This window comes from Aliirhizobium cellulosilyticum (assembly GCF_014198105.1).
Classification (GTDB): domain Bacteria; phylum Pseudomonadota; class Alphaproteobacteria; order Rhizobiales; family Rhizobiaceae; genus Neorhizobium; species Neorhizobium cellulosilyticum.
Window position 1 is genome coordinate 194,015 of sequence record NZ_JACIGW010000006.1, and the last position, 22,977, is coordinate 216,991.

Genomic DNA, 22,977 nt, shown 5'->3' on the forward strand with positions numbered 1-22,977 from the left:
CATGACCTTCCTTTTCCACTCAGACGCCGTGCGCGGCCAGATTTTCCGGGACGCCTTTGCCCGAGAACTTCCTGACCTGCCCTATTCCATGAACCCTTCGACCGTCGATCCCGACGCAGTTCGTTACCTCATCACCTGGACGGTTCCGGAAAACCTTGCACGTTACCGCAACCTCGAAGTGCTGTTTTCCACCGGAGCCGGCATAGACCAGTTTAGCACGGCCTCGGTGCCAGAGCATGTAAAGATCGTACGGATGGTCGAAGAAGGCATCGTGCGGATGATGCAGGAATATGTGGTGCTCGGCGTGCTCGCGCTTCACCGCAACCTTCCCGCCTATCTGCTGCAGCAGAAGGCCGAAGCGTGGAAGGTATTGCCGCAACCACAGGCCGGCGAACGCCGTATCGGCGTCCTCGGCCTCGGCAATCTCGGCCAGGCCGTGCTCGATCGCCTGAAGCCCTTTGGCTTTCCTCTTGCCGGCTGGAACAGGTCGGAGCGCAGCATCGATGGAGTTCGCTGCTACAGCGGCGCGGATGGTCTGAAGGCCATGTTGTCCGAAACAGACATTCTCATCTGTCTGCTTCCCCTGACCGACGAGACACGCGGCTTCCTGAACTCCGATATCTTCAACGCGATGCCCAAGGGTGCAGGCCTCGTGCATGTCGGACGCGGCCCACAACTCGATCATGATGCATTGCTGTCCGCCCTTGATAACGGCCAGCTTTCGGCAGCCGTCATCGACGTGACAGACCCGGAGCCGCTCCCGGCCGGCCATCCATTCTGGCGGCATGAGAAAATCCTGCTCACGCCGCATATCGCCAGCATCACCCAACCCCATACAGCCGCGCGTGCCGTGATCGACAATATCAAGAGGCTTCGCGCCGGACTGGATCCGGTCGGCCTCGTCGACAGACAGCGCGGATATTGAAACATCGACATCGAAAGGACAACCATGTCGCTCCTCAAGACCATCGAAACCAACCCGTCCTTCGCCCCGCGTGAAGGACGCCCCACGCCCGAAAGGCTGATTTCCGGCGACCCGCAGTTCAAGACATGGGCGCAGGATGAAGCACATGGCGAGCTTATCCATACCGGTGTCTGGGAAGCGACCCCTGGCCTCACCCACTCGATCAAGGGCGAGACCTTCGAGTTCTGCCACATCATTTCCGGCATCGTCGAAATCACTCCCAAGGATGGCGAGCCGGTCGTCTACAAGGCCGGCGACAGCTTTGTCATGAAGCCGGGTTTCGTCGGTGTCTGGAAGACCATCGAAACAGTTCGCAAGATCTACATCACGGTCACGCCCTGACACGAATGCAGGCGGCGCGGTTTGATGGTCAAGCCGCGCCGCATTCGGCCATGTGCCGAAACCCCATGGACAGGCATTGCGCAAACGACGGTATCGTCGTCACGTAACCGGAGGCATAGCGATGAGCCTGAGTTTCGATCCCGACAGCCTGACCTTGCCTGTGGGGCATTTTATCGGCGATCGGCTTGTCGCTGCCGAGGGCATGATCCCGATGAAACGGCCATCTGACGGGAAAAACTATGCCGGCTGCCCGGTTGCCGACGCCGATGTCGTTGATCAGGCAGTCCAGACCGCGAAATCGGCGCTGAAAACCAGCAATTGGGGCGGCCTCCGCCCGCGCGAGCGACTGAACCTCCTGCATCGCTGGGCCGATCTCATCGAGCAGGAGGCGGAAACGCTGGCCCGGCTGGAAGCCATATCCTCCACCCGCCCAGTCGGTCAGCTGGTCTCGGGCGATATCGCGGTCTCCGCCGAGCAGATCCGCTTCTTCGCCGAATTCGCCGACAAGGAAGGCGGCGAGCTGGTGCCGACCGACGATGGCAATCTCGGCATGATCATGACGGAACCCTATGGAGTGGTCGGTGCCATCACCCCATGGAATTTCCCGATCAACATGGCAGCGTGGAAACTCGGCCCGGCACTTGCCGCCGGCAATGCCGTTGTCCTCAAGCCATCCGAGATGACACCCTTTTCGACGCTCTATCTTGCCGAACTCGCAGTTCGGGCCGGCATACCGGCGGGCCTGATCAACATCGTGCTCGGCGACGGAATGACCACCGGCAACGCCATTACCGGGCACCCCGACATTGCCAAGGTAAGTTTTACCGGCTCGACGCGCGCCGGCTCGGCGATCATGGAGAATATCGCCCGCACCGGCATAAAGCCGATGACCCTTGAGCTTGGCGGCAAGAGCCCGCAGATCGTCTTTGCAGATGCAGATATCGAGAAGGCGGCTGCGGCGGTGACGGCAAGCATCACCAGCAATGCCGGACAGGCCTGTGTTGCAGGATCCCGGCTGATCGTCGAAAAGAACGCCTCCGCTCGGCTTATCGAAGCCATCCTGAAACGGATGAAGACCATTGTTCCAGGCCCGACCTGGGATGCGGCAAGCCAGTATTCACCGATCATTTCCGACAGGCAGCGCCAGCGCATCGATGACATCGTCACCGCCTCGGTCGCAGCCGGCGCGGAACGGCTGACGGGCGGCAGTTCCATGGATTTACCCGGTTATTTCTACGCGCCAACGCTCCTGACCGGCATCGACCAGACGTCTCCGGCGGTGGTCGAGGAGATCTTCGGGCCTGTTTTGACCATACAGACATTCGAAGAGGAGGAAGAAGCCATGGCGCTTGCCGACCACCCGAGCTACGGGCTGGCCGCCGGCCTCTTCACCAGCGATCTTTCGCGCGCAATCCGGCTCACCCGCCGCCTGCAGGCCGGCACGATCTGGGTCAACCGCTACGGCCGTTCGCGCGACCACATTTTGCCGACAGGCGGCTACAAGCAGTCGGGTATTGGCAAGGATCTCGGCCGGGAAGCATTCCAGGCCAACCGTAAAAGCAAGAGTGTCCTGATCAGCCTCTAAGGATGAAGAACATGAACACACACACGATAGCCCTGATCCCCGGTGACGGTATCGGCCGCGACATGACCGCGGCCGCCTGGTCGGTGCTGCAAAAGGCCGCCGGCAAATACGGATTTGAGCTGAAGGGCACCGAGTTCCCCTGGTCCTGCGCCTTCTACAAGGAGACCGGTGCGATGATGCCGGCCAATGGCATCGAGATCCTGCGCGGCTTCGACGCGATCCTGCTCGGCGCTGTCGGTTGGCCGGCAGAGGTTCCGGATTCGGTTTCGCTGCACGGACTGCTTCTGCCGATCCGCAAGAGCTTCGTGCAATTTGCCAATATCCGCCCGCATCGCCTGCTGCCGGGCGTTGAAGGCCCGCTCAAGGCGACGCAATTCGATATCCTATGCATCCGCGAGAATACCGAGGGCGAATATTCGGGCGCCGGCGGACGCATCCACCAGGGCAGTTCCGACGAAGTCGCCGTCGAGACCTCGATCTTCACCCGCAGAGGCGTGGAGCGTATCCTTCGTTTTGCCTTCGAACAGGCACGCAGCCGTCGCGGCAAGCTTGCATCCGTCACCAAATCGAACGCCCAGAAATATTCGATGGTGTTCTGGGACGACGTGACGAGAGAGCTTTCCGCCGAATATCCGGATGTCGAGGTCACCAGCTATCATATCGACGCCATGGCAGCACGCATGGTGATGGCCCCTGAAAGCCTCGACGTCGTGGTTGCCTCCAACCTGTTCGGCGATATCCTGACCGATCTTGGCGCTGCCATCCAGGGCGGGCTTGGCTTCGCCGCTTCCGCCAATATCAATCCCGAGCGCAACGCCCCGTCGATGTTCGAGCCGGTACACGGCTCCGCTCCCGATATCGCCCATCTCGGCATCGCCAATCCGATCGCCACGGTCTGGTCCGGCGCCATGATGCTCGACCATTTGGGAGAAAAGGAAGCCGCCACCACGATCATGAAGGCGGTCGAGGCTACCACCGCAAGCGGCATCGGTAGCGTCCCCGGCAAGGACCGGACGGACGCCATCACCAGCGCGCTGCTTGCCGCGATCTAACATTACCGAGGACCGGACCAATGCAGAATTTGAACCTCTCGTCCCTGTTTCGGCAGGAAGGCCTGATCGGCGGAACATGGGTCTCTGCCCGATCAGGCAAGACGGTTGACGTCACCGACCCGGCCAGCCAGACGGTCATAGGCACTGTTCCGGATATGGGCGGTGACGAGACGCGTGCGGCGATCGAAGCGGCCAACAAGGCCTATCCGGCATGGAAGAAGAAAACCCATGCCGAGCGCGCAGCGCTGCTCGAAGCCTGGTATGGCCTGATGATCGAGCATATCGAGGATCTGGCACTGATCCTCACCACCGAACAGGGCAAACCTCTCGATGAGGCGCGCGGCGAAATCCGCTACGGCGCATCCTTCGTCAAATGGTTCGCGGAAGAGGCCCGCCGCATCGGCGGCCAGACCATCCCGTCGCCGACGCCGGATCGCCGCATCATCGTGCTGAAGGAGCCGGTCGGTGTCTGCGGCATCATCACGCCGTGGAATTTCCCGAATGCGATGATTACCCGCAAGATTGCCCCGGCGCTCGCCGCCGGCTGCACGGTCGTCGTAAAACCATCCGAATTCACTCCCTACTCAGCGCTGGCGCTGGGCGTGCTCGCCGAAATGGCGGGAATTCCGGCCGGCGTGGTCAATATCGTTACCGGCATGCCGAAGGAAATCGGCAACGAGATCATGGCCAATCAGACTGTGCGCAAGATCTCCTTTACCGGCTCCACCCCTGTTGGCTCGCTCCTGATGCGCGGCGCTGCCGACAGCGTCAAACGCCTGTCTCTGGAGCTCGGCGGCAACGCGCCTTTCATCGTGTTCGACGATGCCGATCTCGATCTTGCCGTCGAAGGCGCGATCATCTCGAAATTCCGCAATGGCGGGCAGACCTGCGTCTGCGCCAACAGGATCCTGGTACAGTCCGGCGTCTACGAGCGTTTCGCCGAAAAACTCACGGCACGGGTCAATGCCATGAAGGTCGGCCCCGGCACGGAGAAAGGCGTTTCGATCGGCCCGATGATCAACCAGGCCGCCATCGCCAAGATCAACCGCCACGTTGAAGACGCACTCGCCAAGGGCGCTAAGATCATCTCCGACAAGCCTGAACTGCCGACAGGCGGGCAGTATACCGCTCCTATCGTATTGACCGGCGCAACGACGGACATGCAGCTTGCAAACGAAGAGACCTTCGGCCCCGTTGCTCCCCTCTTCCGCTTCGAGACGGAAGACGAGGCGATCGCCATTGCCAATGGCACGCCCTTCGGTCTCGCCGCCTATTTCTACACCGAAAGTCTCCGGCGGGCATGGCGGGTCGGCGAGGCGCTCGAATTCGGCATGGTCGGATTGAATACCGGCGCGATATCGACGGAGGTCGCCCCATTCGGCGGCGTCAAGCAATCCGGCCTCGGTCGTGAGGGATCACAGCTCGGTATCGATGAATATCTGGAAGTGAAGACCTTCCATGTTGGCGGGCTCGCCTGAGCCCGACCTCAAGGTGTCACGAAAAAGAGTGGAGTTGCACGCAACCCCACTCTTTTTTGTTTTCACGACTGATGACGGAACCAGCGTTGGCCTACTGGATCTTGTCGAGCATCTTGAAATACAGGCCGACAAACGGCAGGAACCAGGGCTTGCCAAAGTGACCGGGCACGGCCGGCCAATCGAGATCCTTCACCGGGTTTCTGTCCGGTCTGCCAAGGATCGCGTCAGCCATCGCCATGCCGAGATGAGTGGAAAGCTGGGCGCCATGGCCCGAATAGCCCATCGCGTACCACAGGCCGTCATGGTAACCGGCACGCGGATAACGGTCCTTGGTGACATCGACGAGACCGCCCCAGCAATAGTCGATTTCGACCTTCGCCAGCTGCGGAAAGATCTTGCCCAGGCTTTCGCGCAGGATTTCCCCGCTCTTGGCGTCCGAACGCTGATCGGATGTGGCGGAAAATCGCGCCCTGCCACCGAAGATCAGCCGGTTATCCGGCGACAAGCGCCAGTAATTGCCGATGTTCATCGTGTTCACGCAGGTGCGGTTACCGGGCATGGTGGCAGCCACTTCCGCATCGGTGAGCGGCCGTGTCGCGATGATGAAACTGCCGACCGCCATGATGCGGCGGCGGAAATAGCCGAAGTTTGGCGTCGTGTAGGCACCTGTCGCCACAAGCACGTTGTCAGCCGTCACGACACCCTTTGCGGTTTTGAGGATATGACGCCCACCGGCCTGCGAATGCTCCGTCACCAGGGCATTTTCGACGATCGTTGCACCGCGTCCCGCCGCGGCCTCGGCAAGGCCCACGGCATAGCGCCCCATATGCATCATGGCGCTTTTCTTTGACAGCATTGCGCCATGGAAGGGTGAGCCGACTTCACTTTTCAGATCAGTGGGAGACAGAAGTGCCGTATCCGGATCGACCTCCGCATGCACGGCCTCGAAGTTCTTCGCCAGTCCTGCGAAATGCTGCGGCTTGGAAGCGAGCTTCAACTTGCCCGCACGACGAAAATTGCAGTCTATGCCTTCCTCGGCAATGATTGCCTCGAGCGTGTCGATGGAATCGTCGAGCGCCTTGTAAAGCGCAATCGCCCGCTCCTTGCCCAGTTCTTGCTTGGCGGCAAGATAACTATGCGCCAGGCCATTGTTCAGATGGCCGCCATTGCGTCCCGAAGCACCGAAACCGACGGTATCTCGCTCGAGTACGACGACCTTGGCGCCCGCCATCGCAAGCTGCCGCGCAGCGCCAAGTCCCGTAAATCCTCCGCCGATGACGGCAACGTCGTAATGACCCTCGACAGGTCCCTGAACGGCTCCCGCGAAGCGGGATGCCGTATCATGCCAATAAGAGACGTATTTCATCAGCCTCGGCCCTTCCTAGAGCCCGACAACGCCGGCCAGGCCGGAGATATCGGCGATTTCCGTATAGCCGTAATAGGGGTTGGCCGGCTCATGGCGACGATTGACCCAGACCTTGTTCTTGATGCCGAGATCATGGGCCGACATCAGATCGTAGCGGAAGGAAGAGGAGCAATGGAGAATATATTCCGGGCCGCAGCCGAGCATGTCGAACATATATTCGAAGGCCTGGAAGCGCGGCTTGTAGGCATTGGCCTGTTCGGCCGTATAAACGGCATGGAATGGAGCACCGAGCTTGGCGACGTTGGAAGGGATCTGGTCGTTCATGGCGTTGGAGAGAATGACCAGCGGAATTTCCTTGGCAACCTTGGCAAGCCCTGCCGGCACATCCGCATGCGGCCCCCACGTCGGGACGCGCTCATAGACCATCTTGGCATCCTCGTCCGTGAAGGTCACGCCATTGCGCTTGCATGACCGTTCCAGCGAGTTGTAGACAACCTCGGCATAGGGCTTCCAGGCGCCCATGATCTCATCGAACCGATAACCTGCAAAATTTTTGATGAACTCCAGCATGGCCGGCTCATCGAGACGGTCGCCATAAAGGTCGCGCGCCGCTTCGGCCATCTGGAAGTTGATCAGGGTACCATGGCAATCGAAGGTGATGTATTTCGGGCGGAAGGTGGTCATGCGCTTCATCCTTGCATGGGGCCTTTGGGAAGGCCTGGCTGGCCTTTCGGGTGATGATCGATAATAGAACTGCTTCCCGCGCGTCTGCCGACTGATTTCCCCTCTTTCGAAGCAGAAAGTTCCGTATCCTGCCGCCGCTTTGGCATTTGCTTGCAGAAACCAGGCCTGAGGCCCGGCCAAAACCACCCTGAAACGCAGCGGCAAGATCAACGCGCGGCATAAGATGCGGCAACGAGCCGCCGCTTTGGCGGAAGATATCGTTACAGCCGCCGCCTTTGGATAATAGTCCGGCCTATTCCCCCCGAAACTCGAATGCAGAAAAGGGAGCATCGTCCATGCAGATGGGTGACATCGAGATCAGGGCCTTTGCCGCCGAACACCTTGCGTCGGCCGTTCGTCTCTCGCAGGAGGCCGGCTGGCCGCACCGTCCAGAAGACTGGCTGGTCGCCCAGCAATTGAGCGAGGGCGTGGTTGCTGTAGAAGAGAACGGCAACGTGGTCGGCACAGCTCTCGTCACGCCCTATGGTTCGGATTGTGCGACGATCAATATGGTCATCGTCGACTCCGCCATGCGCGGCCGCGGCCTCGGGCGCCGGCTGATGGATGCGGCCTTGGCTATCGGTGGCGCACGGCCTCTTCGCCTGATCGCCACCAGCGACGGGCTTCCTCTTTATGAAAAGCTCGGCTTTGGGCAAACCGGCGCGATCCTCCAGCACCAGGGGATTGTCGCCTCGGCACGATCTTCAGCCAATACGCAGGCCGTAACCGCTGATGACCTGCCCGCGATAACTGCACTCGACAGACAGGCCTTTGGCGCAGACCGCACATCGCTCATGCGCAAGCTCTTCGAGATCGGCGAGTTTGCCGTCATCCGCAATGACAGTGAAATCACCGGCTTTGCCTGCATCCGTGTTTTCGGTCGCGGCGAGGTCATCGGACCGGTGGTCACCGGCAATCTTGAGGACGCGCAATCACTGGTGTCTCATTTCCTGGCTCAGCGGATCGGCAGTTTCGTTCGAGTTGATACCATCGCTGCTGCCGGCCTCGCTCCCTGGCTTTCGGAGCACGCTCTTTCCCATGTCGGCGGCGGCATCGCCATGTCGCGGCCTCATTCCATTCAATCCGCCGCCTCTACGGCGACAACCTTTGCCCTTGCCAATCAGGCCCTTGGCTGATCCGGAGAACATCATGCTCAGTAATTCGCTCATCGAACTCGATCGCGCCCATCTGGTCCATCCGGTCGCATCCTATCGCGGCCATGAACAGCAGGGCGTGCGGGTGCTTGCATCTGCCAAGGGCGCGACTGTCACGGATGCCCGCGGTCATCAGCTGATCGACGGGTTTGCCGGACTCTGGTGCGTCAATGCCGGTTACGGACATGACTCGATCGTCGAAGCCGCGGCGCGCCAGATGCGTGAACTGCCCTATGCGACAGCCTATTTCGGACTGGGTTCAGAAGCCCCCATCCGCCTCGCTGCGGAACTGGCCGATCGCGCGCCCGGCGATCTTAAGCATATCTATTTCACGCTTGGCGGTTCTGATGCCATCGACAGCACAATCCGCTTCATCCGCTACTACTGGATTGCCAGAGGTCAGCCGCAGCGTGACCAGTTCATCTCCATCGAACAAGGTTATCATGGCTCCTCGACGGTCGGCGCCGGCCTGACAGCGCTTGCCAACTTCCACACAGGCTTCGGCATTCCCTTCGAATGGCAGCACAAGATCCCGTCGCCCTATCCCTACCGCAATCCTGTCGGCCAGGATCCTCAGGCGATCATCGATGCTTCGCTTGCCCAGTTGAAGGACAAGATCGAGACGATCGGTCCGGATCGGGTTGCGGCATTCTATGCCGAGCCTATCCAGGGCTCCGGCGGCGTCATCGTGCCGCCCAAGGGCTGGCTGAAGGCAATGCGCAATCTCTGCAAGGAATACGGCATCCTGTTCGTCGCAGATGAAGTCATAACCGGCTTCGGTCGCACCGGGCCGCTCTTCGCCTGCACCGAAGACGAAATCGTTCCCGATTTCATGACGACTGCCAAGGGCCTGACATCCGGATACGTTCCCATGGGCGCCGTGTTCATGGCGGACCACGTCTATCAGGTGATCGCCGATGGTGCGGGTGCCTCGGCAGTCGGCCACGGCTACACATATTCGGCTCATCCGGTCAGTGCAGCAGTCGGTCTCGAAGTCCTGAAACTCTACGAAGAAGGCGGCCTGCTGGAAAACGGCGTCAAAGCTGGCGCACGGCTGATGGCCGGCCTCGAAGGCCTCAGAGATCATCCGCTGGTCGGGGATATTCGCGGACGCGGCATGCTGGCCGCCGTCGAACTCGTGACCGACAAGGTCGCCAAGACCCCGCTTCCCGTAGAGGCGGCTCCGGCACGGCGGGTCTTCGACCGCGCCTGGGATAATGGCCTTGTGATCCGCGCCTTCGCCAATGGCGTTCTCGGTTATGCTCCACCGCTCTGCTGCACGGATGACGAGATCGATGCGATCATCGAGCGTACCGCAAAGACCCTCGATCAGACGCTGGATGATCCTGATGTCCGCCGCGCCATGAAGGATTGAGCCTGGATAACGTACCGGGCCTTATACCGCCAACCGGCAAATTTCAGAATTATGTGCCGCACTACCCCGCCAATTCGGAGAAAATGGCGGGGCCGAACTGTCAAACTTCAATCTAACAAAAGCCCAAAACCCCATAAAACCTGCCAAGGAAGGGGAAAAACAACAGGGCACGGAACAGCATAATCTTTGGCACTCGGCTGCACAGCGCGCCAATTGCCCATAAAACGGGATGCTAACGTGACGAAATCTCTGACAACATTCAAATATCTGTCCTTCGACGTCGTTGGCACGCTGATCGATTTTGAAGGCGGATTGACCTCCTGTCTCAAGGAAATAGGTACCGAAAGCGGTGTAGAGGTCGATGGCGAGGAAGCGCTGGCGCTCTACCGCGCAGCCCGCTATTCGGACGCGACAGACCTTTTCCCGGATGATCTTGTTCGCGTTTACCTCCTGATCGCGCCGAAACTCGGCCTGCCTGCAGAAAAGGCCTATGGCGAACGCCTGCGCGACTCCGCAAAGAGCTGGAAGGCCTTCCCGGACAGCGTAAAGGCCCTGGCCGACTTGAAGCAGCATTATCGCCTGATCGCGATGACCAATGCGCGTCGCTGGGCATTCGAGTTTTTCTCCAAAGAACTCGGCAATCCATTTCATGCCGCCTTCACAGCCGATGATACCGGCACCGAGAAACCCGATCCGGCCTTCTTCCATCAGGTCTTCGACTTCGTCTCCTCAGAGGGCGCAAGCAAGGACGACATCCTCCACGTCGCCCAGAGCCAATATCATGACATCGGCATCTCCCGTCAGCTCGGCATGACCAATTGCTGGATCCAGCGCCGGCATGCCCAGAAAGGTTATGGCGGCACTATCGAGCCTGCCGAATTCACCAAGCCTGACTACCACTTCACTTCGATGGTCGAACTGGCCGAAGCCGTGAGGATTGCCAACGAGAACTGACCATCAACGATCTTCGTAACATCGGGCCAAGCCGGCTGAAGACCGGCCGTCCGCCAACGGTGAAAAGGGGAATGACATGCATAACAGGATCACCAATTGGACCGCGTCAGACGACGCAATGGTCGAGAATGCCATTCGCCGCGGAGCCACACGGCGCGAATTGCTCAGCATGATGCTTGCAGGCGGCGTCGCAATGTCCGCCGGAGGCATGATCCTCGGCCGGGCATCCGATGCCCTCGCTGCCACCCCGAAGAGCGGCGGCAACCTCAAAGCGGCCGGCTGGTCGTCCTCGACAGCCGACACGCTCGACCCGGCGAAAGCCTCTCTTTCCACCGATTACGTCCGCTGCTGCGCGCTTTACAACCGTCTCACCTTCCTCGATCAGGCCGGCCTCGTGCAGATGGAACTTGCCGAGAAGGTCGAAAGCGCAGATGCCAAGACCTGGACCGTCAAGCTACGCTCGGGCGTTACCTTCCATGACGGCAAGTCGCTCACCTCCGCTGACGTCGTCTTCTCGCTGAAGCGTCACCTTGATCCGGCCGTGGGCTCCAAGGTCAACGCGATCGCCAAGCAGATCACCGACGTCAAGGCGGTTGACCCGACAACGGTCGAGATCACACTCGCCAACCCCAATGCCGACCTTCCGACCATCCTGTCGATGCACCATTTCATGATCGTCCAGGACGGCACGACCGATTTCTCCAAGGGCATCGGCACCGGCGCCTTCAAGCTCGAGACTTTCGAACCGGGCGTGAAGTCGATTTTCGCCAAGAACCCGAACTACTTCAAGTCGGGCGGCGCTCATGTGGACTCGTTCGAATTCTTTGCTATCTCGGACGACAATGCCCGCGTGAATGCGCTTCTTTCCGGCGACATCCATCTTGCCGCCTCGATCAAGCCGCGCTCCATGCGTCTGGTCGAAAGCCAGCCCGGCTTCGTCCTCTCCAAGACCACATCCGGTAACTATACCGACCTGAATATCCGTCTTGACATGACACCGGGCGACAAGGCCGACTTCGTCAAGGGCATGAAGTACATCACCAACCGCGAACAGATCCAGAAGTCGGTTCTGCGTGGCTTGGCCGACGTCGCCAACGACCAGCCGGTTTCCCCGGCCAGCATCTATCACAATGCGGAACTCAAGCCGAAGGCCTTCGATCCGGACAAGGCGAAGTTCCACTTCGAAAAAGCCGGCGTGCTCGGGCAGAAGATCCCGGTCATCACCTCCGATGCAGCAACCTCTGCCGTCGAAATGGCGACCATCGTGCAGCAATCGGCTGCCGAAATCGGCATGAATCTCGACGTCCAGCGTGTTCCGAACGACGGCTACTGGTCGAACTACTGGCTGAAGGCGCCGATCCATTTCGGCAACATAAATCCGCGTCCGACACCGGATATCCTGTTCTCGCTTCTCTACGCGTCCAATGCGCCGTGGAACGAAAGCCAGTACAAGTCCGAAAAGTTCGACAGCATGCTGGTCGAAGCACGCGGCCTTCTTGATGAAGCCAAGCGTAAGGAAATCTACGGCCAGATGCAGATCATGATCGCCGAAGAGGCAGGTACGATCATTCCGGTCTACATCTCGAATGTCGATGCAATCACCGAAAAGCTGAAGGGCCTTCAGGCCAACCCGCTTGGCGGCATGATGGGCTACGCGTTTGCCGAATACGTCTGGATCGACGCCTGAGGCTCATGCATGATGGCAGGAGACATCCGTCTCCTGCCATTCGTGCCGCATGTTCCGGCATATTCCGCTCTAGACGGGAGCATGCCGGCAATTGGAACTTCTCAAAACCAGGGAGCCGATCTTGAGGACATTCGTACTCAATCTCATTGTGCACCGGCTTCTCATCGCAGGTCTGACGCTGCTGATCGTCTCGTTCGCGGTGTTTTTCGCAACGGCCATGCTGCCCGGCGATACCGCCAGCATCCTGCTGGGGCAGGCGGCAACACCCGAAGCCGTGGCCGGTCTTCGCGCCGCCATGCATCTCGACGAACCTGCCGTGTTCCGTTTCTTCCGCTGGCTCGCCGGCCTGGCCCAGGGAGATCTCGGCACGTCTTACGTCAACAATGTCGCGGTGGCGGATCTGATCGGCGGACGTTTCGTCAACACGATGCGCCTTGCCGGCATCACGACGCTAATCGCCGTACCCGTTGCCCTGACGCTCGGCATCACCTCGGCCATGTTCCGCGGCTCCATCTATGACCGCATCGTCACAATCCTGACGATCGGCGTGATCTCCGTACCCGAATTCATGATCGCCACGTCTGCGGTCCTCGTCTTTTCCGTCTATCTGAAGTGGCTGCCCGCACTTTCCTTTGCCAACGAGGTGACCTCCTTCTGGCAGGTGTTGAAAGTCTATGCCATGCCGGTCATTACCCTTGCTTTCGTCGTCTCGGCACAGATGATCCGCATGACCCGCGCAGCCGTCATCGACACGATCAACACGCCCTATGTGGAAGCAGCCCTTCTGAAAGGCGCTTCGCCTCCGCGCGCCGTGCTATACCATGCGCTGCCCAACGCGGTCGGCCCCATCGCCAACGCGATCGCGCTGTCGCTTTCCTATCTCGTCGGCGGCGTCATCATCGTCGAAACCATCTTCAACTATCCGGGTGTTGCCAAGCTGATGGTAGATGGTGTCTCGACCCGCGACCTGCCGCTCATCCAATCCTGCGCCATCATCTTCTGCATCGGCTATCTCGCCCTGATCACGCTTGCAGATATCGTTGCCATTCTTGCCAATCCGAGGCTGCGCTGACATGACCCTATCCACGCCCTTTTCGAGCAAAGTCAGCTACAGCTTCAGCTGGGTCGGAATGGTCGGGCTTGCGATCATCGTCTTCTGGGCGGTCATCGCACTGGCGGCCCCGCACATCATTCCCTACCCGATCGGAGAAATCGTCGACGAGGATTATTTCGGCCCGATGAGCAGCAAGCTGCTTCTTGGTTCCGATTATCTCGGTCGTGACATGCTCTCCAGGTTGATGATGGGTGCGCGTTACACCGTCGGCATCTCGCTCGCAGCCGTCTGCATCGCCTGCTTCACCGGAACCGCGCTTGGCATGGCCGCAGCCGTCATCGGCGGCTGGTTCGACACGATCCTCAGCCGCTTTCTCGATGCGCTAAACTCCATTCCCAGCAAGCTTTCCGGCCTGGTCGTTGCTGCGGCGATCGGTTCCTCGATCAATGTCCTGATTGTCATGCTGGCGGTGATCTACACCCCCGGCGCCTATCGCTTTGCCCGCGCGCTTGCCGTCAACGTCAACACGATGGACTACATCACTGTCGCGCGTACCCGTGGCGAAAGCATCCTTTACATCATCTTTTCCGAGATCCTGCCAAACATCATCGGCCCGTTGCTGGCGGATTTCGGCATTCGTTTCGTCTTCATCACGCTGCTTCTGTCCGGCCTCTCCTTCCTCGGCCTCGGTGTACAGCCGCCCTATGCCGATTGGGGTGCGCTTGTTCACGAAAACATCAGCGGCCTGCCTTTCGGCGCACCGGCTGTCATCGTGCCCTCGCTTGCGATTGCCAGCCTCACGATCAGCGTCAACCTGCTGATCGACAACCTGCCCAAGAAGATCCGCGACCGGAGTGCGTGAATGGAAAATCTCGTAGAAATTCGCGGGCTGAAGGTCGAAGCGACAACCGATTCCGGCCGCCGCCTGGACATCATCAAAGGCGTCGATCTCGATATAGCACCGGGGGAGATCGTCGCGCTGATCGGCGAAAGCGGCTCCGGCAAGACCACCATTGCCCTCACCCTGATGGGCTATACCCGCACCGGCTGCCGCATATCCGGCGGCAGCATCCGTGTCGCCGGCAAGGACATGGTGACGCTGAGCGAGCGGCAACGGGCCATGATCCGGGGTCGGGAAATATCCTACGTGCCGCAATCGGCCGCCGCTGCCTTCAATCCGACCAAGCGCATCATCGATCAGGTCGTCGAGGTCACGCATATCCATAAGCTCCTGCCACCGGCCGAGGCCAGGCAGAAGGCCATCTCTCTGTTCAAGGCACTCTCCCTGCCCAATCCGGAGCAGATCGGCGAACGTTACCCCCACCAGGTTTCCGGTGGTCAGCTGCAGCGCCTCGCCGCCGCGATGGCGCTGATCAGCGATCCGAAACTCGTGATTTTCGACGAGCCGACGACGGCATTGGATGTGACGACCCAGATCGAGGTTCTGCGCGCCTTCAAGTCCGTCATGAAGAAGAGCGGAATTGCCGGTGTCTACGTGTCTCACGATCTGGCTGTCGTCGCCCAGATCGCTGACCGCATTCTCGTACTGCGCAATGGCGAAGTGCAGGAAGTCGGCTCCACCGAAACCATTCTCAACGATGCCAAACATCCCTACACGCGCGAACTTCTGTCCGCTTTCGAACCCAAGCCACGTGGCGATCAGCTGGACCTTGCTGCCGAAGCAAAACCTCTGCTCGAGATCAATGCCCTGACCGCAGGTTATGGACCGGTTCAGGAAGACGGATTGCCGCTGGTGCGCGCCGTTCAGGAAGCCAGCATCACGGTGCAAAAGGGACGCAATCTTGGCATCATCGGTGAATCGGGCTGCGGCAAATCCACGCTTGCCCGTTCGATCGCCGGCATCCTGCCAGCTTCATCCGGCAAACTGACCCTCGACGGGCGCCAACTGGCACCCTCGGCACGACAGAGAAGCCGCGAGCAGCTTCGCGAATTGCAGATCGTCTTCCAGCACGCCGATACATCTCTCAATCCGGCAAAATCGATCGAGGACATTCTCGGCCGCCCCCTCACCTTCTATCACGGCATGAAGGGCAGCCAGCGCAGCACCCGCATCGATCAATTGCTCGACATGGTGCATCTGCCGAAAGCACTGCGCAGCAGAACGCCGGCAGAACTTTCCGGCGGCCAGAAACAGCGCGTCAATTTCGCACGCGCGCTAGCCGCCGAGCCGAAGATCATCCTCTGCGACGAGATCACCTCGGCACTCGATACGGTCGTCGCCGCTGCGGTCATTGATCTTCTAAAGGAATTGCAGCGCGAACTTGCGCTTTCCTACATCTTCATCAGTCACGACCTGTCGGTGGTGGAAGCCATCTGCGACGAGATTGTCGTCATGTATCGCGGAAAGAAAGTCGAGCAGATCACACCGGCCATCTCCAAGGTCCCGCAGCATCCCTACTCGCAACTGCTCTTTTCGTCGGTGCCCAAGCTGGACCCCAATTGGCTCGACAGCCTCGAACGCGATCCCGAACTGGTGAAGGCTTACGGACATGCCTGAACGCCAGGATCACCGCATTGCGAATGCCGGTGATCCCTCTGACAAGAAAATGGAATGCGCTAAACGAGGAACAGGCTGGTGAGCGGCATGTGCGCCTTCACGATCGGCGATTTCAGCACCACGAAGCTGAAATATTTGTCGATGCCGATATCCATGTCCGTCAGGCGTTCCATGATCGTCTGGTATTCGCCGATACCGGCGGTGACGAATTTCAGCAGATAGTCATAGCCGCCGGAAACGAGATGGCATTCGATGACCTGATCGACTTTCTCGACCGCCGCAAGGAAACGGGCAAAGTCGATCTGCCGATGGTTCTTGAGCGTAATCTCGGTGAATACGGTCAGGGTCTGGCCCAGTTTGCCGATATTGATCTGGGCCGAATATCCGTCGATATAGCCCTCCTGCTGCAATTTCTTCACCCGCATCAGGCATGGGCTGGGGGAAAGATTGACCAGTTCGGCAAGCTCGACATTGGTGATGCGGCCATTCTTCTGGAGTTCGTAGAGAATCTTGATGTCGATACGGTCGAGCTTCATCTGCGATCTCTCCTTGCGACCAGCACTCGGCAGCATTTTATTCTGCCGTTTTCTGAAAACCAGCTTAACACTATGAAGACGCTTGTCTATTCCATTGTGCAGCAAGCGCTACGGCAGGAAAATCTGCTTATTCCGGATCATGCAGCATTTAATGCCGTCCGCGCCATCTGTCCGGTAACCGATGGATGGTTCGTCTCGCTATGCTTGCGGCGACAAGGAGAAGAAATGCCATGCCAGCGCCGCTCACGCTCGTCCCGACGTCCCACGATCTCCCGCAGTCTGCCGACGCTGTCGTTATCGGCGCCGGCATTGTCGGTGTCTTTACCGCTTATTATCTGGCGACGCGCGGCCTGAAGGTTGCGCTGGTTGAAAAGGGCTTTGTCGGCGCCGAACAATCGAGCCGCAACTGGGGCTGGTGCCGCCAGCAAAACCGCGATGCCCGCGAACTCCCGATGGCAACGAAAAGCCTCGATCTGTGGCAGCGTTTTGCCGCAGAAACGGGAGAAGACACGGGCTTCCGCCGCTGCGGTCTCCTTTATCTGAGCGACAACGAGGAAGAGATCGCCGGCTGGGCCAGATGGCGGGATTTTGCAAGGACCGTAGGCGTCACCACGCATATGCTGGACAGCGTTGCAGCCGGCGAACGCGGAAAGGCGACCGGCCGCTCATGGAAGGGTGGCGTATTTTCGCCCACGGACGGCACGGCCGATCCCGCCAATGCCGCCCCCGCGGTCGCCCGTGCAATCATCAAGCTGGGTAGTTCCGTACACCAGAACTGCGCAGCCCGCGGTATAGAGATGGAAGGCGGCAGGCTTTCGGCCGTCGTCACCGAACACGGAACGATCAGGACGAAGGTGGCGATCCTGTCCGGCGGCGCATGGGCTTCGTCCTTCTGCCGCCAGCTCGGCATCCGCTTCCCGCAGGCTTCAATCCGCTCATCCATCCTCTCCGTCGGCCCGGGCCAGGGCGATCTTCCGGATGCTCTCCATACGGCGCGGGTATCGGTTACCCGCCGCGGCGACGGCGGACACACGCTGGCGATCAGCGGACGTGGCCGTGTCGACCCGACAGCGCAGAACATGCGTTTCTCGGCACAGTTTCTCCCCATGTTCATGCGGCGCTGGCGCAGCCTCTCTCCCGGTGGATTAGAAGGCATTCGCAGCGGCCATGAAAGCCTGAAGATGTGGCGCCTCGATCGGCCGACGCCGATGGAAGAGATGCGCATCCTCGATCCCGTAGTCGATCGCCACACGGTCAAGCTGACGCATGAGCGGGCCACCGAACTTCTGCCCGACTTCAAGGGGCGGCCGGTCACGGCAGCATGGGCTGGCTATATCGATTCCACGCCGGATGGCGTACCCGCCATCGGCGAGACTGCAGTCGTTCCCGGCCTCGTACTTGCTGCGGGCTTCAGCGGCCACGGCTTCGGCATTGGTCCGGGCGCCGGCCGCCTGATCGCCGATATCATTACCGGCGCGCAGCCCATCGTTGATCCTGTCCCTTACCGTCCCGAGCGCTTCGAGCGGTCTTCATGGGGCAAGGTCGCCGACTTCTGACTGATTACCCTTTGATGTAAGCTGAGACTGGCCACCAACGGACACGGAAGAACGCATGCAGGCACGCCAACTGGAAGTTTTCTGCATGCTGATGCGCTGCGGGACTGTGACCGGCGCCGCCGCCATGCTCAACATATCGCAGCCCGCTCTCAGCCAGATCCTGCTTCATGCGGAAGACCAGCTGGGCTTCAAGCTGTTCAATCGAGTTCGCGGCAAGCTGGTCCCCACCCGCGAGGCCGAGGAGCTTTATCCCGAATGTGAGAGAATCTTCTCGGAACTGGGCGCATTGAAGCGGCATACGACCGACATGCGCTTCGGCCGCACCGGCATCATCCGGGTTGCGGCCTCCGCACCACCGGCCATGTCGATCGTGCCGAAGGCGCTCGCATCGTTTCGCGAAGCCCATCCGGATGTTGTGATCCGCTCACTCATCGCACCGCTGGTCAATGTCGTCGACATGATCCGCAACGGCGATGCCGCACTCGGGCTTGTGATGAACAACATGGCGAGACCAGGCATCGAGGTCGAGACGCTCGGCCATACCGAGCTGATCTGCATCCTGCCCGAAGGACACCGGCTGGCGGATCGCGAACATATCAATTTCGCCGACTTGCAGGAAGAAACGCTGATCTCCTACAGGGCCGGCACCTATCCCGGCCGCATACTTTTGAGTGCGGCGGCGGCCGAAAAGCATATGTTCAATCCGGCAATCGAGATCGACATCTCGCTGACTGCCCTGCCCTTTGTCCGTGACGGTTATGGTGTCGCCGTGGTCGATGGATTGCTTCCATGGGATCAGTTTCCCGGCCTTATCCGCAAACCGCTGTCTCACAAGGCGATGGTGCCGATCGCGCTGCTCACCAGCCGCGACCGGCCGCTCACGGGAAGCCACCTGGCGATGCGCGACAATATTCGCGACGCCTGCGCCTCGGTCTTGGCCAAGGCGGAAGATCTCAATCGTTAGAGCCTTTCAGGCATCCCGGACCCATGCTCCGATCGGAGCAGGCCTGACCGGCGCCTGTTCCCGCAGACGCCCGGCGTCGCAGACGGAAATCCCGGCCTTTGCTGCAATCAGTTCGGCACCGGCCAATTGGCAATAACGCCCCTGGCAGCGGCCCATGCCGACCCGCGCGAGCGACTTTACCCGATTGGCTTCCGCACCGCCGTAATCGACACCCTCGCGCAACTGACCGGCAGTGATCCCCTCACAGCGGCAAACCACCGTCTCGTTGGGCGTCCTGCGAACCATCTCGGCCGGCCAGGGAAAGGCGCGCGCCATGCCACGGGCGAAACGCTCATACCGTGTGAGCAGCCGCAGATCCGCAGAACTGTCCGGCGCAGTCAGACCCATATCGGAGAGACAGGCATGCGCCGCTAGGCGACCGGCGACTTCCGCCCCATCGGCTCCGAGAATGCGCAAGCCGTCACCGGCAAGATAGAGCCGTTCTGCAGCCCTTCCCATTCGGTCGGTGCGTGGAAGCCATTGCGCCCAGCCGGCATCGTAATCGAACTGGCAACCGGCAAGCCCGGCAAGCTGCGTTTCTGCCCGCAAATGCCATCCGATACCTACCATGTCGCAATCGCTTTTCCGCATTGCGCCACGCGCATCCTGCCAGCGGATGCTCACCGGGCCGCATTCGTCGGAATCGATACCGAGTATCTTCACGCCAGCATGATAAAGCCGTCCCAGCTTGGCGCGCATCATCATCCCGCGCAGGACAAGTCCCGGCCTTGCCAGCATGCCGGGAAGTCCCGTCATCTGCGTCCGCAATGACGAAGTGTCGAGAACGGCCGCAATCTCGGCCCCGGCCTTCAGCAATTGCGTTGCGACCAGCGTCAGCAGCGGCCCCGAGCCGGCAAGCACGATCTTCTGCCCGAGCGCGACACCCTGAGCCTTGAGAGCGATCTGGGTTGCGCCGAGACTGTAGACACCGGGTGACTGCCACCCTGGCACCGGTGCGAGGCGATCGGTGGCGCCTGTCGCAAGGATCAGCCGGTCATAGCTGAATTCGCGCCGCCCCGAAGGGGTCAACGCATGCAGGCTTCGGTTGGCGCAGGCAAGGACGGAACTCTGCGGATGGTAATCTACCTGCCCCTCGGCCACCATCTGGTCGAACCGACCATGCAATGCGACCGCCTTGTCGGCTTCGGTTCCGTAGAGTTGCCGCGCAGATCGGGTAAAACCATCCGGCGGCCGGCGATAGATCTGGCCACCGGCCTTCATTCCCTCGTCAATGACAACGGGCTTTATACCCGCCGATACCAGCATCTCGGCGGCGCGAATGCCTGCCGGCCCCGCGCCGACGATGACGACCTTTTCAGCGCCTGAACTCATGACGGCCACCCGGCAGGCGCTTCTGTCAGCACTTGCATGCCGTCCATGACCGGCGTCGAACAGGCACGAAGCCTTTCGCCATCGGCCTGCCAGATCCAGCAATCCTGGCAGGCGCCCATCAGGCAGAAACCCGCCCGCCTCTCCGGCCCGAATTCCGATTGCCGCAGGTGATGGGAAGAGGACAACACCGCCGTCAGCACCGTATCACCGGCAAGAGCCTCGCAGGGCGAGCCATCCAGATGAAAATGCACCCGCGGTCTTGCCGTTTCCGACAGACGGACAATTCGCCCGGTTCGCGGGTGCGGTTTCATTCAGCAGCCTCCTTCGCCTCGATCGCGGGCTCCGGCATTTCCCTGAAGCGCGCCCGGACATCCGCCAGGGCCGCAGACACGCCTTCCGGTCCGACACGGCCCTTCATCCGACGGAAGATTTCCGTCTTGGTGAAGAAGCGCCAATGGATCGGCAGACCGACAAGAATGTCGGTCAGGAGATCGTAGGCGGCCGGCGTCCATTGCGCCTCATAACCGTCGCGCTCGGGACCGTAGTGGAAGTGGCCGGCAGATGCGGAACGCGATGCCCTCAGGCTTTCGGTCGCTTCCTCATCCGCAACACCATCACGAATGACGACCCCATAGTCGCGCTCTGCGGCCTCTGCAGAGACATATCCGCGCTCGACATCGCGAACCACGCGCCAGACCTCACGTTCCAGCGGATTGCCGCGCCCGCCGCCGCCTGCCGAGCGGATCTCCAGCACGTCACCGGGCTGCAGGATGGCGGTATCGATATTGCCGAGTCGGCGATAGTCATCCCGACCAGGGTTGAGCACCATGTCGGACAGGCCCGCAGCCTTGCCGCCGAGCAGCCCCCAGGGCCGGAAGAAGCTGCGGTCACGGTTTCGCGCGGTAATCCGGCTGCCCGGGCTGAACACCCGGAACGCCATCTCGGTCGCAAGACCGCCACGCCAGCGGCCCGCACCGCCACTGTCCTTCGCCAACCCATATTTGACGAATTCAATCGGCACTTCGGTCTCTGTAATCTCGATCGGCGTGTTCTTGAGGTAAGCTGCATCAGCCCCGGAGCCGTTGGTGCCATCGCGATGCGGCATGCCACCACCTCCGCCAACGACCGGATTGACGGCCGCGATGACAGTATGACCTCGCTCGTCGGTGGTCATAACGTTGACGATGCAGTTGTTGCCAGCAGGTGCTGCCGGAAGTTTTTCGGGCACGGCCTGGCAGAAGGCGCCGAAGATCACCGAACGCAGGCGGGCGCAGGTAAGCGACCGCATGCCGACGGCAGCCGGCGAAATCGGGTTGAGCACGCTGCCCTGCGGCGCAATGCAGGTAAACGGGCGTGTCAGGCCGGTATTCAGCAGGATCTTCGGATTGATCGTGTAGAGCACATAATAGACGCCGACGAGCAGCATCGTATGCCGCGGATCGCCACCCGAGGGAACATTAAGCGAAGACCCGAGCTGCGGATCGGAACCGGTGAAATCGAGGATCGCCTCGTCGCCCTTGATCGTCATCGTCAGTTTCAGCCGGCATGGATTGGCTTCGACGGAATCCTCGTCCGCGTAATCAACGAAGACATAGGTACCGTCCGGCATGGAGCGCAGAATGTCACGCGCCTGCGCTTCGGCATGATCGAGCAGCACTTCCGCGCCTTCGAGAAAGGCCTCTTTCCCGAATTTCTCGACCATTGCGAGGATCTTACGCTCGCCGGTATTGAGCGCACCCACCAGCGCCTTGATATCCCCGATGTTGAGATCGGGCTTGCGAACATTGGTGGTCATGATCTTCAGGATGTCCTCGTCGAAGACACCTTCATTGACCAGCTTCATCGGGGGAAAGCGGATGCCTTCCTGATGGATTTCGGTCAGGGCGCGCGAAAGAGACGCCGGCACGGCGCCGCCCATGTCGGTATTATGGATGTGGCCGCCGGTCCAGGCGATGATCTCACCCTCGTAGAACACCGGCTTCCAGAGATGCGTGTCGGGCGCGTGGGTCGCGACGAAGCAGGAATAGGGATCGTTGGTGAAGGCGACATCGCCGGGCTTGTAGTCGGCGACCATGTCGATTGCCCGCGTATAGGTCAGCCCTGGATACCATGTGGCGCCGAGCCCCATCGGCACGCCGAACGTGTCGCCATTGCGGTTTATCAGCATCACCGTGAAATCCTCCGTCTCCTTGACGAAGGCGGAATGTGCGGTCCGCTGCAGCGTATAGGCCATGTTCTCGGCAGCCGCGCGGGTGTGATTGGCAAAGACCTGAAGGCTCAATGGGTCAAACATGGCTG

General features: G+C 60.4%; 20 protein-coding genes. 14 read left to right on the forward strand and 6 right to left on the reverse strand.

The window, feature by feature from the left end:
- The first annotated feature begins 1 nt into the window (after nucleotide 1).
- The 5 genes from GGE33_RS22005 to GGE33_RS22025 all read left to right on the forward strand — a co-directional run bounded on the left by GGE33_RS22005 (nucleotide 2) and on the right by GGE33_RS22025 (nucleotide 5,421).
- Nucleotides 2-925, forward strand: coding sequence for a 2-hydroxyacid dehydrogenase (locus GGE33_RS22005; RefSeq protein WP_183827995.1), 924 nt, complete (start codon nucleotides 2-4; stop codon nucleotides 923-925).
- A 24-nt stretch (nucleotides 926-949) separates the two neighbouring features.
- Nucleotides 950-1,306 carry a cupin domain-containing protein gene (locus GGE33_RS22010; protein WP_183827997.1) on the forward strand — a complete coding sequence of 119 codons (357 nt, stop codon included), beginning with the start codon at nucleotides 950-952 and terminating at the stop codon, nucleotides 1,304-1,306.
- A 121-nt stretch (nucleotides 1,307-1,427) separates the two neighbouring features.
- Entirely contained in the window at nucleotides 1,428-2,891 is a 1,464-nt protein-coding gene (locus GGE33_RS22015) for an aldehyde dehydrogenase family protein (protein WP_183827999.1), read from the forward strand.
- Nucleotides 2,892-2,902: 11 nt separating this feature from the next.
- Entirely contained in the window at nucleotides 2,903-3,943 is a 1,041-nt protein-coding gene (locus tag GGE33_RS22020) for a tartrate dehydrogenase (RefSeq protein WP_183828001.1), read from the forward strand.
- Nucleotides 3,944-3,963: 20 nt separating this feature from the next.
- The gene (locus tag GGE33_RS22025; protein WP_183828003.1) at nucleotides 3,964-5,421 is read left to right on the forward strand and encodes an NAD-dependent succinate-semialdehyde dehydrogenase; all 1,458 of its coding nucleotides are present in this window, start codon (nucleotides 3,964-3,966) and stop codon (nucleotides 5,419-5,421) included.
- Between the two features lie 91 nt (nucleotides 5,422-5,512).
- Here the strand turns inward: GGE33_RS22025 and GGE33_RS22030 are convergent, their stop codons facing one another.
- A complete protein-coding gene (locus GGE33_RS22030) occupies nucleotides 5,513-6,787 on the reverse strand; it encodes an NAD(P)/FAD-dependent oxidoreductase (protein WP_183828006.1) in 1,275 nt (424 codons plus the stop codon).
- Nucleotides 6,788-6,802: 15 nt separating this feature from the next.
- Nucleotides 6,803-7,471, reverse strand: a complete 669-nt coding sequence (locus GGE33_RS22035) for a haloacid dehalogenase type II (RefSeq protein ID WP_183828009.1) — start codon at nucleotides 7,469-7,471, stop codon at nucleotides 6,803-6,805.
- 335 nt (nucleotides 7,472-7,806) lie between these two features.
- On the opposite strand from GGE33_RS22035, the gene GGE33_RS22040 reads away from it, so the two are divergent.
- The 7 genes from GGE33_RS22040 to GGE33_RS22070 all read left to right on the forward strand — a co-directional run bounded on the left by GGE33_RS22040 (nucleotide 7,807) and on the right by GGE33_RS22070 (nucleotide 16,252).
- On the forward strand, nucleotides 7,807-8,646 hold the full coding sequence (locus GGE33_RS22040; protein ID WP_183828012.1) for a GNAT family N-acetyltransferase: 840 nt from the start codon (nucleotides 7,807-7,809) through the stop codon (nucleotides 8,644-8,646).
- A gap of 13 nt (nucleotides 8,647-8,659) precedes the next feature.
- The gene (locus GGE33_RS22045; protein WP_183828014.1) at nucleotides 8,660-10,039 is read left to right on the forward strand and encodes an aspartate aminotransferase family protein; all 1,380 of its coding nucleotides are present in this window, start codon (nucleotides 8,660-8,662) and stop codon (nucleotides 10,037-10,039) included.
- A 237-nt stretch (nucleotides 10,040-10,276) separates the two neighbouring features.
- Nucleotides 10,277-10,993, forward strand: coding sequence for an HAD-IA family hydrolase (locus tag GGE33_RS22050; RefSeq protein ID WP_183828017.1), 717 nt, complete (start codon nucleotides 10,277-10,279; stop codon nucleotides 10,991-10,993).
- 76 nt (nucleotides 10,994-11,069) lie between these two features.
- A complete protein-coding gene (locus GGE33_RS22055) occupies nucleotides 11,070-12,680 on the forward strand; it encodes an ABC transporter substrate-binding protein (protein ID WP_183828020.1) in 1,611 nt (536 codons plus the stop codon).
- A gap of 121 nt (nucleotides 12,681-12,801) precedes the next feature.
- Nucleotides 12,802-13,752 (forward strand): ABC transporter permease, encoded by a 951-nt coding sequence (locus GGE33_RS22060; protein ID WP_183828023.1) that lies wholly within the window; start codon nucleotides 12,802-12,804, stop codon nucleotides 13,750-13,752.
- Nucleotide 13,753: 1 nt separating this feature from the next.
- The gene (locus tag GGE33_RS22065) at nucleotides 13,754-14,596 is read left to right on the forward strand and encodes an ABC transporter permease (protein WP_112509013.1); all 843 of its coding nucleotides are present in this window, start codon (nucleotides 13,754-13,756) and stop codon (nucleotides 14,594-14,596) included.
- Nucleotides 14,597-16,252, forward strand: a complete 1,656-nt coding sequence (locus GGE33_RS22070) for an ABC transporter ATP-binding protein (RefSeq protein ID WP_183828026.1) — start codon at nucleotides 14,597-14,599, stop codon at nucleotides 16,250-16,252.
- A 59-nt stretch (nucleotides 16,253-16,311) separates the two neighbouring features.
- On the opposite strand, the gene GGE33_RS22075 is transcribed toward GGE33_RS22070, so the two are convergent.
- Nucleotides 16,312-16,788 (reverse strand): Lrp/AsnC family transcriptional regulator, encoded by a 477-nt coding sequence (locus tag GGE33_RS22075; protein WP_112509010.1) that lies wholly within the window; start codon nucleotides 16,786-16,788, stop codon nucleotides 16,312-16,314.
- Between the two features lie 230 nt (nucleotides 16,789-17,018).
- On the opposite strand from GGE33_RS22075, the gene GGE33_RS22080 reads away from it, so the two are divergent.
- Together GGE33_RS22080 and GGE33_RS22085 are read left to right on the forward strand one after the other, a co-directional pair.
- Entirely contained in the window at nucleotides 17,019-18,344 is a 1,326-nt protein-coding gene (locus GGE33_RS22080) for an NAD(P)/FAD-dependent oxidoreductase (RefSeq protein ID WP_183828029.1), read from the forward strand.
- Between the two features lie 55 nt (nucleotides 18,345-18,399).
- Nucleotides 18,400-19,308 carry a LysR family transcriptional regulator gene (locus GGE33_RS22085; RefSeq protein ID WP_183828032.1) on the forward strand — a complete coding sequence of 303 codons (909 nt, stop codon included), beginning with the start codon at nucleotides 18,400-18,402 and terminating at the stop codon, nucleotides 19,306-19,308.
- A 6-nt stretch (nucleotides 19,309-19,314) separates the two neighbouring features.
- Here GGE33_RS22085 and GGE33_RS22090 read toward each other — a convergent pair whose 3' ends face one another.
- The 3 genes from GGE33_RS22090 to GGE33_RS22100 are packed head-to-tail and all read right to left on the reverse strand — an operon-like array spanning nucleotide 19,315 to nucleotide 22,972.
- Nucleotides 19,315-20,679, reverse strand: coding sequence for an FAD/NAD(P)-dependent oxidoreductase (locus GGE33_RS22090; protein WP_183828035.1), 1,365 nt, complete (start codon nucleotides 20,677-20,679; stop codon nucleotides 19,315-19,317).
- Nucleotides 20,676-20,990 carry a (2Fe-2S)-binding protein gene (locus GGE33_RS22095; RefSeq protein WP_183828038.1) on the reverse strand — a complete coding sequence of 105 codons (315 nt, stop codon included), beginning with the start codon at nucleotides 20,988-20,990 and terminating at the stop codon, nucleotides 20,676-20,678. The genes GGE33_RS22090 and GGE33_RS22095 overlap by 4 nt, the downstream gene beginning before the upstream one ends.
- Nucleotides 20,987-22,972 (reverse strand): hydantoinase B/oxoprolinase family protein, encoded by a 1,986-nt coding sequence (locus GGE33_RS22100; protein ID WP_183828041.1) that lies wholly within the window; start codon nucleotides 22,970-22,972, stop codon nucleotides 20,987-20,989. Before GGE33_RS22100 ends, GGE33_RS22095 begins: the two co-directional genes overlap by 4 nt.
- Between the last annotated feature and the right edge of the window lie 5 nt (nucleotides 22,973-22,977).